12 protein-coding genes are annotated in these 13,462 nt (G+C 72.4%); 3 read left to right on the top strand and 9 right to left on the bottom strand.

Annotation, left to right across the window (positions count from 1 at the left end; genetic code table 11):
• Nucleotides 1-4: 4 nt before the first annotated feature.
• From ACYU7L_RS04255 to ACYU7L_RS04290, 8 genes are all read right to left on the bottom strand, one after another.
• The gene (locus ACYU7L_RS04255) at nucleotides 5-526 is read right to left on the bottom strand and encodes a thioesterase family protein (RefSeq protein WP_460794009.1); all 522 of its coding nucleotides are present in this window, start codon (nucleotides 524-526) and stop codon (nucleotides 5-7) included.
• A complete protein-coding gene (locus tag ACYU7L_RS04260; protein WP_460794010.1) occupies nucleotides 523-1,563 on the bottom strand; it encodes an NADP-dependent oxidoreductase in 1,041 nt (346 codons plus the stop codon). The genes ACYU7L_RS04255 and ACYU7L_RS04260 overlap by 4 nt, the downstream gene beginning before the upstream one ends.
• A gap of 78 nt (nucleotides 1,564-1,641) precedes the next feature.
• Entirely contained in the window at nucleotides 1,642-2,847 is a 1,206-nt protein-coding gene (locus tag ACYU7L_RS04265; protein ID WP_460794012.1) for an acyl-CoA dehydrogenase family protein, read from the bottom strand.
• Entirely contained in the window at nucleotides 2,844-4,049 is a 1,206-nt protein-coding gene (locus tag ACYU7L_RS04270; RefSeq protein WP_460794013.1) for an acyl-CoA dehydrogenase family protein, read from the bottom strand. Before ACYU7L_RS04270 ends, ACYU7L_RS04265 begins: the two co-directional genes overlap by 4 nt.
• A complete protein-coding gene (locus ACYU7L_RS04275) occupies nucleotides 4,049-5,278 on the bottom strand; it encodes an acyl-CoA dehydrogenase family protein (RefSeq protein ID WP_460794015.1) in 1,230 nt (409 codons plus the stop codon). Before ACYU7L_RS04275 ends, ACYU7L_RS04270 begins: the two co-directional genes overlap by 1 nt.
• On the bottom strand, nucleotides 5,278-6,312 hold the full coding sequence (locus tag ACYU7L_RS04280) for a phosphotransferase family protein (protein ID WP_460794016.1): 1,035 nt from the start codon (nucleotides 6,310-6,312) through the stop codon (nucleotides 5,278-5,280). The genes ACYU7L_RS04275 and ACYU7L_RS04280 overlap by 1 nt, the downstream gene beginning before the upstream one ends.
• Nucleotides 6,309-7,139, bottom strand: coding sequence for an SDR family oxidoreductase (locus ACYU7L_RS04285; protein ID WP_460794017.1), 831 nt, complete (start codon nucleotides 7,137-7,139; stop codon nucleotides 6,309-6,311). Before ACYU7L_RS04285 ends, ACYU7L_RS04280 begins: the two co-directional genes overlap by 4 nt.
• Nucleotides 7,139-7,909 (bottom strand): SDR family oxidoreductase, encoded by a 771-nt coding sequence (locus tag ACYU7L_RS04290; protein WP_460794018.1) that lies wholly within the window; start codon nucleotides 7,907-7,909, stop codon nucleotides 7,139-7,141. The genes ACYU7L_RS04285 and ACYU7L_RS04290 overlap by 1 nt, the downstream gene beginning before the upstream one ends.
• Nucleotides 7,910-8,008: 99 nt before the next feature.
• Here ACYU7L_RS04290 and ACYU7L_RS04295 point away from each other — a divergent pair, with 99 nt between their 5' ends.
• Both ACYU7L_RS04295 and ACYU7L_RS04300 read left to right on the top strand, forming a co-directional pair.
• On the top strand, nucleotides 8,009-8,617 hold the full coding sequence (locus tag ACYU7L_RS04295) for a TetR family transcriptional regulator (RefSeq protein ID WP_460794019.1): 609 nt from the start codon (nucleotides 8,009-8,011) through the stop codon (nucleotides 8,615-8,617).
• Between the two features lie 443 nt (nucleotides 8,618-9,060).
• The gene (locus tag ACYU7L_RS04300; protein ID WP_460794020.1) at nucleotides 9,061-9,858 is read left to right on the top strand and encodes an MBL fold metallo-hydrolase; all 798 of its coding nucleotides are present in this window, start codon (nucleotides 9,061-9,063) and stop codon (nucleotides 9,856-9,858) included.
• Between the two features lie 6 nt (nucleotides 9,859-9,864).
• On the opposite strand, the gene ACYU7L_RS04305 is transcribed toward ACYU7L_RS04300, so the two are convergent.
• Nucleotides 9,865-11,526 carry an AMP-binding protein gene (locus ACYU7L_RS04305; protein WP_460794021.1) on the bottom strand — a complete coding sequence of 554 codons (1,662 nt, stop codon included), beginning with the start codon at nucleotides 11,524-11,526 and terminating at the stop codon, nucleotides 9,865-9,867.
• A 158-nt stretch (nucleotides 11,527-11,684) separates the two neighbouring features.
• Between ACYU7L_RS04305 and ACYU7L_RS04310 the strand changes: the two genes are divergently transcribed.
• Complete coding sequence (locus ACYU7L_RS04310; protein WP_460794022.1) at nucleotides 11,685-13,268, top strand: SDR family NAD(P)-dependent oxidoreductase; 1,584 nt, start codon at nucleotides 11,685-11,687, stop codon at nucleotides 13,266-13,268.
• Nucleotides 13,269-13,462: the final 194 nt, after the last annotated feature.

Consider the following 13,462-nt stretch of genomic DNA (forward strand, 5'->3'; position numbering starts at 1 on the left):
CCGTTCAGCGCGGGCGTACGCCGACCGCCCCCAGCTCGGGCACCGGCCACGAGACCGCGGCGCTCTCCGCCAGCAGCTCGTCGAGGGTGGCGGCGACCTCGGCCGGGAACGGCGCGATCCGCCGTACGCCGCGGTCGACGTTGCCGAGCAGGAACTCCAGCGTGCACGACAGCTCGCGCGTGGAGTGGTTCACGAGGAGCGCCAGGCCGTGCACGACCTTGTCCGTGCGCGCGACGATCCGCAGGTGCGAGGTGAGCTCGTCGCCCACGTGGCACTCGCGGTGGTAGCGCAGGTGCTGCTCCATCGTGAACGGACCCATCTCACGGCCGTCGAACTCGCGGAACCAGTCCATCCGGGAGAACAGGCTCGCCACCGCGTCCGACTGCACGTCGAAGTAGTTGCGGATGTTCATGTGCCCGTTGCGGTCCTCGAACTCCGGCGGCACGGTCACCTTGACCGCCACCGGGAGCTCGAGGACCTCGTCGTACGACGGGAGGCCCGGGGCTGGTCTCGACGATGGGCTCACGCGTTCGCCGCCAGCGTCGGGTCCTCACCGATCCGGACGAGCTGCTTGCCCACGTTGCGCCCGGCCAGCAGCCCGCGGAAGGCCTCGGGGACGGACTCGATCCCCTCGGCGACGTCCTCGAGGTAGCGCACCTGGCCGTCGCGCACCCAGCCGCCCATGTCCCGCTGGAAGTCGGCGTAGTGGGTGGGCACGAACTCGGTCTGGATGAAGCCGCGCACGGTCAGGCTGAGCGTGAGGACCTTGTTCATGAAGCCGGGGAGGCGGTCCGGGCCCTCGGGCACGGAGGTGGCGTTGTAGCCCGACACCAGGCCGCAGACCGGGATCCGGGCGTAGAGGTTGAGTCGGCGGAGCACCTGCGCGGTCACCGGGCCGCCGACGTTCTCGAAGTAGACGTCGATGCCGTCCGGCACCGCTGCCTTGAGCTTGTCGGCGAAGTCGTCGGCCTTGTAGTCGACGGCCGCGTCGAAGCCGTACTCCTCGATCAGGAGCTCGCACTTGCGCGGGCCGCCGGCGATGCCGACCGCACGGGCGCCCTTGAGCTTGGCGATCTGGCCGACCGCCGAGCCGACCGGGCCGGTGGCGGCGGCGGTGACGACGGTCTCGCCCTCCTTGGGTCGCCCGATCTCGAGCAGACCGGCGTACGCCGTGAAGCCGGGCATGCCGAGCACGCCGACGCCGGTCGAGATCGGCGCGAGCGACGGGTCGAGCTTGCGGGTCCACTTCGCGGGGACGACCGCGTGCGTCTGCCAGCCGGCGTACGCCGTGACGTAGTCGCCGACCGCGCGGTCGGGCGAGCGCGACTCGAGGACCTCGGCGACGACCTCGCCGACCATCACCTCGCCGATCTGGACCGGGGCGGCGTAGGAGCGGGCGTCGCTCATCCGGCCGCGCATGTAGGGGTCGAGGGAGAGGTAGACGACCCGGACCAGCAGCTGGCCCTCCTCCAGAGCGGGGAGCTCGACGTCGGCGAACTCCAGGTCGCTGTCCTTCGGCTCGCCGACGGGGCGGGCGGCCAGCTTGATCTGGGTGGACTTCACAGGGGGTTGCTCCTTCGCGTGGGGGTGATCAGGGGGAGCTCAGGCAGGCAGTTGAGGCAGACAGTTCAGGCGGGCAGTTCAGGAGGGGATCCCGACCAGCCCGGCCAGCCGGGCGCGGTGCGATCCGGCGGTGCCTGCTGCGATCGAGTCTGCCTTCGCCCGCTTGAGGTAGAGGTGGGCGGGGTGCTCCCAGGTCATGCCGATGCCGCCGTGCAGCTGGACGGCCTCCTCGGCGGCCCGGACGGCCACGTCGCTGCAGTAGGCCTGCGCGACGGCGGTGGCGATCTCGGTGTCCGGGTCGTCCTCCGCGAGCGCCGCCGCGGCATAGCGGGCCGCCGCGTTCGCCGACTCCACGAGCACGTAGAGGTCGGCGAGGCGGTGCTTGAGCGCCTGGAAGCCGCCCACGATGCGCCCGAACTGGCGGCGCTCCTTGAGGTAGGCCACCGTCGCGGTCAGGCACCACTGGGCGACGCCGAGCTGCTCGGAGGCGAGCAGCGCGGCACCCGCGCCGAGCCCACGCCGTACGGCGTCCTCGGCGCTGGCAACCGCACCGCCACCGGCGCCGATCAACGGCTCCCCGAGCGCGACGCCGTCGAGGGTGACGTCGGCGAGCGGGCGGCTCATGTCGAGGGAGACCACGGGCGTGATCGTGGCCAGCGAGGCCTCGATCGCGGCCAGGACGATCCCGTCCGGCGTGGTGACCGGCACCAGCAGCGCGTCGGCGGCGAGCGCCCCGGCGACGCTGGTCACCGTGCCCGAGACCTTGTCGCCGTCGAGGGTGAGCCCGACGACCGGGTCGTGCGGGGCCTGGGACAGCGGCACGAGCAGCGCTGCGGTTCGCTCCCCCGCGGCGAGCCGGGCGAGCAGGTGCCGCCGAGGGGCGGAGGCCGCCGAGGACCCAGGGGCCAGCAGGACCGAGGTGGCGACGACCGCGCTCTCCCAGAACGGGACCGGCGCCGCGGCGCGGCCGAGCTCCTCGAGCACGACCGCGGCCTCGCGGGCCGAAGCACCGGCACCGCCGAGGTCCTCGGGGACCAGCAGGCCGGCCAGGCCGAGCTCACCGGCGATGGCCTGCCACAGCGGCGCGGTGAGCGAGGAGTCGCCGTCATAGGCCGCGGTGACCGCCTCGGGGGTGCAGCGCGCGGCGAGCAGGTCGCGCACGCTCGAGCGCAGGTCGTCCTCGACGTCGGTGTAGAGCAGGTGCAGGTCGGGGTTGCCGGCCGGCACAGCGCTCGCGACAGTCAGTGGGGGGTCGGTCAGTTGGTCGGTCACGGGAGCGCTCATCGGGGGAGCTCCTTCCACGCCACGTCTTTGTCGACGCGGGCCTCGGCCGGCAGGCCCAGGACCCGCTCGGCGACGATGTTGCGCAGGATCTCCGAGGTGCCGCCCTCGATGGAGTTGCCCTTGGCGCGCAGGTAGCGGAAGCCCGCGTCGCGACCGGTGAAGTCGGTGACGGTCGGGCGGACCATCGTCCAGTCGGAGTAGCGCAGGCCGTCCTCGCCGCGCAGCTCGACCTCGAGGCCGCTGAGCTCCTGGGCGAGCCGGGCGAAGGTCAGCTTCATCGCCGACCCCTCCGGCCCGGGCTGGCCCACGGCGAGCTTCTGCCCGAGGCGCTGGCCCGCGAGCCGCGCCACCTCGGACTCGACCCACAGCTCCATCAGCCGGGCGTGCAGCTCGGGGGCGCGCTGCTCGGGCAGCTCGCGCCAGGCGTCCGCGACCTTGCCGAGCATCCCGGACTCACGCGGGCTGGCGCCGCCGCCGATCGCGACCCGCTCGTTGTTGAGCGTCGCGTTGGCGACCCGCCACCCCTCCCCCTCGGCGCCGAGGCGCTGGGAGTCGGGGATCCGGACGTCGGTCAGGAAGACCTCGTTGAACTCCGCCTCGCCGGTGATCTGGCGCAGCGGCCGGACCTCGACGCCCGGGTCGGTCATGTCGCACAGGAAGTAGGTCATGCCGACGTGCTTGGGCACGTCCGGGTCGGTGCGCGCCAGCAGGATCGCGAACCGCGCGTTGTGGGCGCTGGAGGTCCACACCTTCTGGCCGTTGACGACCCACTCGTCCCCGGACCGTACGGCGCGGGTCGCGGCCGCGGCCAGGTCGGAGCCGGCGCCGGGCTCGCTGAAGAGCTGGCACCACACCTCCTCGCCGGTCCACAGCGGGCGCAGGAAGCGCTGCTTCTGCTCGTCGGTGCCGTAGGCCAGGATCGTCGGAGCGGCCATGCCCAGGCCGATCCCGATCCGGCGGGGCTCGTTGTCGGGGGCCCCGGCCGCGGCGAGCAGTTCGTCGACGTACCCCTGCAGGGCGCGCGGCAGACCGAGCCCGCCGAGCCCCTCGGGGAAGCCGACCCAGGCCAGGCCGGCGTCGAAGCGGGCGCGCAGGAACTCCAGCCGGTCCTCAACCGAGTCGATCCGGGCGGGGTCGTGCCCCGTCAGCAGCTCCTCGACGCGGCGGCGCAGGTCGTCGCGGACCTCGGGGGACTCGCTCATCAGGCCCCCCGGGCGGCCCGCTGGCGGCGCAGCTCGGCCTTGGCCAGGGCGCTCTTGTGGACCTCGTCGGGGCCGTCGGCGAAGCGCAGCGTGCGGTTGCCGGCGAACGCCGCGGCGAGCGGGAAGTCCTGCGAGACGCCGCCGCCGCCGTGCACCTGGATCGCCTTGTCGAGGATCCACTCCACGGCCAGCGGGGTGGCGATCTTGATCGCCTGGATCTCGGTGTGGGCGCCCTTGTTGCCGACGGTGTCCATCAGCCAGGCGGTCTTGAGCACCAGCAGCCGCAGCTGCTCGACACGGACCCGCGACTCCGCGATCCAGTCGCGGACCACGCCCTGGTCGGCGAGCGGCTTGCCGAACGCGACCCGCTCGTCGGCGCGGGCGCACATCAGCTCGATGGCCCGCTCGGCGGAGCCGATCGCGCGCATGCAGTGGTGGATCCGGCCCGGGCCGAGGCGGGCCTGGGCGATCGCGAAGCCCGCGCCCTCCTGCCCGATCAGGTTCGACACCGGCACCCGGACGTCCTCGAAGCGCAGCTCCGCGTGGCCGCCGTGCTCGTGGTCGTCGTACCCGAAGACCTGCATGCCGCGCACCACGGTGACGCCGGGGGTGTCGCGGGGCACGAGGACCTGGCTCTGCTGGCGGTGCCGGTCGGCGGTGGGGTCGGTCTTGCCCATCACGATCATGATCTCGGCGGCCGGGTTCATCGCGCCGGTGATCCACCACTTGCGGCCGTTGATGACGTACTCGTCGCCGTCGCGCTCGATGCGAGTGGAGATGTTGGTGGCGTCGGACGAGGCGACGTCGGGCTCGGTCATCGCGAAGGCGGAGCGGATCTCGCCCTCGAGCAGCGGGGTGAGCCAGCGCTCCTTCTGCTCGGGGGTGCCGAACATCGACAGCACCTCCATGTTGCCGGTGTCCGGCGCGGCGCAGTTGAGGGCAGCCGGTGCGAGGTGCGGGCTGCGGCCGGTGATCTCGGCGAGCGGGGCGTACTGCAGGTTGGTCAGCCCGCCGCCCTCCTCGCCGGGGAGGAAGAGGTTCCACAGGCCGCGCTTGCGCGCCTCGGCGCGCAGCTCGGCCAGCACGGGGACCGTCGACCAGGCCCAGCGGTCCTCCAGCGCCGCGAGCTGGTCGTGGAAGACCTGCTCGGCCGGGTGGACGTGGGAGTCCATGAAGTCGAGGAGCTCGGCGCGCATCTGCTCGGTGCGCTCGTCGAAGGTGAAGTCCATCAGCTGTGCTCCTTCATCGATTCGAGGCCTGCGGCGACGATCGGCTCGACCAGCGCGCCCACCCCGTCGAAGCCCTCGCCCACGGTCTGCCCGTGGACGTAGCGGTAGTGGATGCCCTCGAGGATCACGGCGAGCTTGAACGACGCGAGGCCGAGGTAGAACCCGAGTGCGGAGAGGTCGCGGTCGCTGCTCTCGGCGTAGCGGTCGAGCATCTCGCTCTCGGACAGGTGCCCGGGGGCGGAGGCGGCGTCGGCGATCGCGTGCCCGCCGAAGTCGCCGAGGCGCTTGTAGACGACGAGCAGACCGACGTCGGTCAGCGGGTCGCCGAGCGTGGCCATCTCCCAGTCGATGACCGCGGCCGGCCGGTCGTGGTCGTCGGTGAGGACGTTGTCGAGGCGGTAGTCGCCGTGCACGATGCCGGTCGGCGACTGGGTCGGCTGGTGGGAGGCGAGCCGGTCGTGGAGCTCGGCGGTGCCGGCCAGCTCACGGGTGTGGGAGGCGTCGAGCTGCTTCTTCCAGCGCCGCACCTGCCGCTCGAGGAAGCCCTCGGGACGCCCGAAGTCGGAGAGGCCCACCTGCGCCGGGTCCACCTCGTGCAGCGTGGCCAGCGTGTCGACCATGCCCTGCGAGATCGCTCTCGTGCGCTCGGGACCGAGCGGCTCCAGCTCCGCCGCCGTGCGGTACGGCGTGCCGGCGACGCGCTCCATCACATAGAACGGCGAGCCGATCACGTCGTCGTCCTGGCACAGCGCGTAGGTGATCGGGACCGGCACGTCGGTGTCGCGCAGCGCGGTCATCACCCGATGCTCGCGGCCCATGTCGTGGGCGGTGGCCAGCACGTGGCCCAGCGGGGGCCGGCGCACGATCCAGTCGTGGATCCCGTCGCTGACGACGTAGGTCAGGTTGGACTTGCCGCCGGCGATCAGGCTCCCGGTGAGCGGTCCTCCGACCAGGCCGGGGAGCTCGTCGTCCAGCCAGCGGCGCAGCGCGTCGAGGTCGAGACCGCGCAGGGTCTCCCGTTCGGGCTCGGTCATCGGTCCTCCTGCGTGTCCGCGAGCTGCTCGAGCCCCTGCTGCAGCCGGTTCATGCCGCGCAGCCAGCGGTCGGTGTCGCCGGCTCGGTGGCGGTAGTAGTCGCCCACCTCGGGGTGCGGCAGCACCAGGAACCGGTCGTCGGCCATCGCCTCGAACGCCCGCTCGGCCACGTCGGCCGGCTCCAGCGCGGTGTCCGCGCTGAGCAGCTCCTGCAGCGGGCCGGACTCCTCGAGCATCCGGGTCCGCACGCCCTGCGGGCAGATCGCCTGGACGACCACGCCGCGGTGGCGGTAGGTCGCCGAGAGCCACTCGGCGAAGCCGACGGCCGCGTGCTTGGAGACGGAGTACGTCGGGGAGCCGAGCATGGTGAGCAGGCCGGCCGCGGACGCGGTGACCACGAAGCGGCCCTCGCCGCGCGCCACCCAGTCGGGCACGAGCAGCCGGGCGGCTCGGACGTGGGCCATCACGTTGACCTCGAGCGAGGAGGCCCAGTCGGCCTCCGGCGCCTCGAGGCCCTTGCCGCGGTCGATGCCGGCGTTGGCGAACCAGACGTCGATCGCACCGAGGTGCTCGCGGGCCACGTCGACCAGGGCGCTCACGCCCTCCTCGCTCGCGGCGTCGCCGGGAGCGGCGAACCCCCCGATCTCCTCGGCGACCGCGTGTGCGGCGTCGGCGTCCAGGTCGTTGACGACGACCCTCGCACCGGCGGCGGCCATCCGGGTCGCGAGCGCGCGGCCGATGCCGTGGCCGGCGCCGGTGACGACGACGCCCTTGCCAGTCAGATCGGGGCCAGTCAGATCAGGGCCAGTGAGATCAGGGCCGGTCATCACACGCCGCCCGTCAGCGTCACGCCGCCGTCGAGGACCATCAGCTGGCCGGTCAGCCAGCCGGCGTCCTCGGACAGCAGGAAGGCGACCGCGCCGGCGATGTCCTCGGGCAGGCCGAGCCGCTTGAGGGGGTACGCCGCGGCGACCTCCTCCTCGCGACCCTCGTAGAGGGCGGTGGCGAACTTCGTCTTGACCACGGCGGGCGCGACGGCGTTGACCCGGATGTCGGGGCCGAGCTCGACGGCGAGCTCCTCGGTGAGGTGGATCAGCATCGCCTTGGAGGCGCCGTAGAAGCCGATGCCGGGCGCGGGCTTGATGCCGGCGACCGAGGCGACGTTGACGATCGAGCCGCCGTGCTCCTTCATCCAGGAGCGGTGCACCTGCTGCACCCACGACAGCGCGGCGAGGCAGTTGACCTCGAAGATCTTGCGGGCGGCCTTGTGCTCCAGGTCGACCAGCCCGCCGAAGACCGGGTTGATGCCGGTGTTGTTGACCAGCAGGTCCGCGGAGCCGAAGGTCTCGATCGCCTGGGCGACGGTCTCGGCCTGGTGATCGAGGTCGTCGGCGGAGCCCGCGACGGCCAGGGCGTGCTCGGGGCCGCCCAGCGCGGCCACCGCCTCGGCGAGCGCCTCGGGCTTGCGCGCGGTGATGACGACCTTCGCGCCCTCCGCGACGAGCCGCTCGGCGATGCCGAGCCCGATGCCGCGACTGGCGCCGGTGACGATCGCCGTCCTGCCTTCGAATCTCCGTGCGGGGGTGCTGAGGGGCATCGACGTCCTTCCGGAACGGGTTACTAAGCGCTTGCTTATTCGCTACGCTCAGCGTGCCGCACCACCCAGCGCCCGTCAACCACCCCCGAAGGGCTCCCGATGACCGAACGACCTGCCGCCAGTCCCGCGGCCAGGGCGGAGTCGACGCGCGCCCGGCTGCTGGCGGCGGCGGTCGAGGCGTTCGCGGCCAAGGGGTTCCACGCGACGACGACACGCGACATCGCGGCCGCGGCGGGGATGAGCCCCGCGGCGCTCTACGTGCACCACTCCTCCAAGGAGGAGCTGCTCTACCTGATCTCGCGCCAGGGCCACGAAGCCACGCTGGCCCTCGTGCGCGAGGGGCTGACGACCTCGAGCGACCCCGTCGAGCAGCTGCGGCGCGTCGTACACGCCTTCGCGGTGCACCACGCGACGGGGCACACGGGGGCACGGATCGTGAACTACGAGCTCGCGGCCCTCAGCGAGGAGCACCTCGGCGAGATCCGCGAGGTCCGTCAGCAGATCCAGGCGGAGATGCGGGCCCTGGTCGAGCGGGGCGTGGAGGCGGGGGTCTTCACGACGCCGTCAGCACAGATGGCGTCGGTCGCGCTGCTGTCGCTGGGCATCGACATCGCGCGGTGGTATCGCGACGACGGGTCCTGGTCTCCCCAGGACGTCGCGGAGTTCTACGCCGACCTGGCGCTGCGGATGGTCGGCACGAGCCGCTGAACCGGCTCCGGCAGGCGGAAGCCGCACGCACGGCGGGCGGTCTCGCCGTCGGCACGCTCACCGGACGGGCGAGTGTCCCCGGGCCGGGCGCCCTCGGCGCCCTTCGGCTCCTGTCGCTCCGCCTGGGCGCGCTCGGCGAGCGCACGCTTGCGGCGTGGATCGTCTCGGGGGCCGCCGGGGATCATCGTGCATCCCCAGCGACCCTCGAACCTGACGGCCCCCCGGCCTTGATGCGTGATCGCATCGGTCCCTCCCCAATATGCGCCTGTGCCTCGCGCTTTTATCGGGCCCCCACGGCCCTCAGCCCCCACGGCTGCGCGATGAGTAGACACTAGCCAAGATTTTGCCCATCGGCGGTTAAATCCTCGTCAGGTCCAGTCCTCTCCCCGGTTTGGGCTGAGGACGGGCGGGCACCGACTCGGAAACCTCAGGCAGGAGGAGTCGTGGCCGATCACCCCTTTGCGTCCCTCGAGTTCATCGGTACGGCGACCACGGTGCTGCGCCTGGGCCCGTTCACGCTGCTCACCGATCCCAACTTCCTGCACCGCGGCCAGCGCGCCTACCTCGGCAAGGGGCTCTTCTCGAAGCGGCTGACCGAGCCGTCGCTCCAGCCCGCCGACCTGCCGCGACTCGACGGGATCGTCCTCTCCCACCTGCACGGCGACCACTTCGACCGGGTCGCCCGCGAGCGACTCGACCGCGGGCTGCCGATCTGGAGCACGCCCAAGGCCGCCGGGCGGCTGCGCGACTGGGGCTTCGGCTCGGCCGAGGGGATGGGGACCTGGGAGTCGACGACCCTGACCGCCGGAGAGGCGCGGCTGACGCTAACCGCCGTACCAGGCCAGCATGCGCCAGGGCCGCTCAACCGGGTCTTCCCGCCGGTGATGGGCACGGTCCTCGAGCTGGAGGAGGCCGGGCGGACGTTCCGGCTCTACCTCAGCGGCGACACCCTCTATCGGCCCTGGCTGCGCGACATCGTCGAGCGCACCGGCACGCTCGACGCCGCCGTGCTGCACCTCGGCGGCACCCGCGCCTTCGGTGTGCTGGTGACGATGGACGGCGAGCAGGGCGCCGACCTGGTCCGGCTGCTCGCGCCCGGAGTCGCCGTGCCCGTCCACCACGACGACTACACGGTCTTCCGCTCGCCGCTGGCGGACTTCCTGCGCGCCTGCACCGCGCGCGACGTACCGGCCCAGGTCCGCCCGGTCGCCCGGGGCGAGACCATCTCCCTGCTGCCCTGACCGACCTCAGCGGGCGATGAGCTGGGCCCGCCCCTGCTCGGCGAACTCCGCACGCAGCGCCTCGACGCGGGCGTCGTCCAGGCGGACGTAGCCGTCCCGCGTCCGCTCATACACGGGCTCGTCGCCCTCCCACAGCATCCGGCGCAGGCGCGGCTTGTCCACCTTGCGGGTCGCGGTCACCGGCAGGTCCTGGGTGATCCGGACCAGCCTGGGCGCCCACTTGGTGCCGAGGTCGGGCTGCTCGGCGAGGAACGCCGCGAAGCCGGCGGGGTCGAAGTCCTCTGCCGGCATCTGCAGGGTCGCCATCACCTGGTCGCCGGTGTGCGGGTCGGGCACGGGATAGACCGCGGCCACCGCCACGCCCGGGTAGCGGCTGACGATCCGCTCGACCGGTGCGGCGGCGAAGTTCTCCGAGTCGACGCGCAGCCAGTCCGCCGTACGCCCGGCGAACCAGAAGAAGCCGCGCTCGTCCTTGTAGGCCAGGTCACCGGTCCAGAAGTCGCCGTCGCGCAGCTTCTCCGCGCTCGCCTCGGGGTTGTTGTAGTAGCCCTCGAACTTGGCGGCCGCACCCCGCGAGACGATCTCGCCGATCGCCTCCTCGGAGTTGAGCATCACGCCGTTGTCGTCGAAGCGGGCCGGCGGGCAGATCTGGCCGGCGCCGTTGACGATCTCGGGGAAGTGCCCCTGCTGCGGGAGTCCCAGCGCGCCGTCGGGGGTGTCGGGCGTGGCGATGATGTAGCAGGTGCCCTCCGATGAGCCGTAGGACTCGAAGAGGTCGCAGCCGTAGCGGCGCTTGAACTCCGAGCGGTCGCGGGCGGAGGCCTCGGTGCCGAAGCCGAAGCGCAGCCGGTTCTCCGACTCCCCGGGCTGCTCCGGCTGGGCCAGGACGTAGGCCAGGGAGCGGCCGACGTAGTTGAAGAACGTCGCCCCGAAGCGCTGGATGTCGGGCAGGAAGCCGGATGCGGAGAACTTGCGGCGCATCGCGTAGGCCGCGCCGGAGTTGAGGCACGGGCCGAAGGCGCCCATCAGCGCGTTGCCGTGGAAGAGCGGCATCGCGTTGTAGGCGACGTCCTCGGGGCCGAACGCGATCGGGTTGACCTGGCAGATGAAGGCCCACCGCCCGGTCGAGCAGATGACCGCCTTGGGGGCGCCGGTCGAGCCGGAGGTGAAGAGCAGCAGCAGCGTGGTGCGGGGGTCCAGGCCCTCGGGGGTCGCGGCCACGGGGGCGTCGCGGTGCCTCTCGAGGAGGGCGGCGTAGTCCGCGCCGTCGGCGGCGAGGACTCGCTCGGCACCGTGCTCGAGGCCCACGATCAGGTCGCCGTACGCCGGGTCGGTGACGATCAGCTGGCAGTCCGTGGCGCGGATGTCGGCGGCCAGCTCCGAGCCACGCCGCGTGGGGTTGATGCCGACCAGCGTCGCTCCGCTGAGGGCGGCGCCGGCGATGAGGAAGAGGTACTCCGGCGTGTTGTCGAGCAGCACGCCGACGTGCCACGGCCCCTCGGCGGGACGCAGCTCCTGCAGGATCGCCGAGCGGGTGGCCGCCTCGGCGAGGAACTCACGCCACGTCCACCGCTCGTCCTCGAAGAGCAGCGCGGTGTTGTCGTCCTCGGCGCGGTTGAGGAGCAGCTCGGCGATCGTGGCGTACGGGACGACTGGTGCGGTGGTCATCGGTGCGGTCACTCCTGGGTGCGATGCGGGTCCTGGCTCGGAGGATGTCCCGGGACCCGCCACTCGCGCGTGAGGTGTCTCACCCAGTGGGGCGGTGTCCCCGGGTTCAGTCGCTCGCCGATCACGTCCAGGTGGGCAGCGGCACCTACCATCGGTCGGTGCCCCCGCAAGACCCCTCCCCCCAAGACGCCGCCTCCCGAGACGCCGCCGCCAGCGAGCTCGAGCGCCTCGACCCCGACGAGCTCGCGACCGCCGTGAAGGTGCTCGGCCAGCTGCACCGGCTGCCCGACGACCACCCCGACGTGACGACCGTCAAGCACGCCGCCTCGCACATGTACAAGGCGCTCAAGCGGACCCGTCGCGAGCGCAAGCGGGCCGCCGAGGCCGCCGCCGACCGCGCGATCATCGAGGCCACCGCCACCGGCTCGCCGATGCGCATCGACGACGAGACCAAGGGCATCCCGCTCGTGTCGGGGACGACGGGCTCCTTCGCCGGCGAGCTGCTCAAGCCGCGCGGCTGCTACATCTGCAAGACCGACTACACGCTGGTCGACGGGTTCTACCACTGGCTGTGCCCGTCATGCGCCGCGATGTCGCACACCAAGCGCGACCAGCGCACCGACCTCACCGGCCGCCGCGCGCTGCTGACCGGCGGGCGCGCCAAGATCGGCATGTACATCGCCCTGCGGCTGCTGCGCGACGGCGCGCACCTGACGATCACGACGCGCTTCCCCAAGGACGCCGTACGCCGCTTCTCCGAGCTCGAGGACAGCGCCGACTGGCTGCACCGGCTCAAGATCGTCGGCATCGACCTGCGCGACCCCACCCAGGTGATCTCCCTCGCCGACGACGTGGCTGCCGCCGGGCCGCTGGACATCCTGATCAACAACGCCGCCCAGACCGTACGGCGCTCGCCCGGCGCCTACAGCCAGCTCGTCGAGATGGAGTCGGCGCCGCTGCCGACCGACCGGGCGCTGCCCGAGATGGTCACCTTCGACCGGATCAGCGAGGCCCACCCGGCTGCGATCGCCGGCACGCTCGCCCAGCACGCCGTCGCGCACGAGGCGCTCGAGGTTGCAGCCGACGGGACCGGGGCTGCCGGGGCCGAGGTGGTCGAGGCGGCCCAGGAGCTGACCCGCTCCGCCGCCGCGATGACCGCACTGGCGCTGACCGCCGGCAACGCCAGCCTCGAGGCGCACCTGGCCGGTACGGCGGTCGACGCGGGCGGGCTGCTGCCGGACCTGCAGTCGGTGAACTCCTGGACCAAGGTCGTCGACGAGGTCGACCCGCTGGAGCTGCTCGAGGTCCAGCTGTGCAACTCGACCGCGCCGTTCCTGCTGATCTCGCGGCTGCGCGCCTCGATGCGCGCCGCGGTCCAGCAGGGCGCACGTCGCGCCTACGTCGTGAACGTCTCCGCGATGGAGGGCCAGTTCTCGCGCCGCTACAAGGGCCCCGGCCACCCGCACACCAACATGGCCAAGGCCGCCCTCAACATGCTCACCCGCACCAGCGCCGGCGAGATGTTCGAGACCGACCAGATCCTGATGACCGCCGTCGACACCGGCTGGATCACCGACGAGCGTCCCCACCAGGACAAGCTGCGGATCGCCTCCGAGGGCTGGCACGCCCCGCTCGACCTGGTCGACGGCGCCGCCCGCGTCTATGACCCCATCGTCCGCGGCGAGGCCGGCGAGGACCTCCTCGGCTGCTTCCTCAAGGACTTCGAGCCCAGCCCCTGGTAAGGACCCGGCTGGTCGAGCCACCGCTAGTCGAGCAGGTTGCGCAGTCGGTGGGTTGAGCAGGTTGCGCAGCCCGCTGGTCGAGCAGGTTGCGCAGTCGGTGGGTCGAGCAGGTTGCGCAGTCGGTGGGTCGAGCAGGTTGCGCAGCCCGCTGGTCGAGCAGGTTGCGCAGCAACCGACGTCGAGACCCCCGAGAG

Source organism: Nocardioides pacificus, assembly GCF_054775955.1.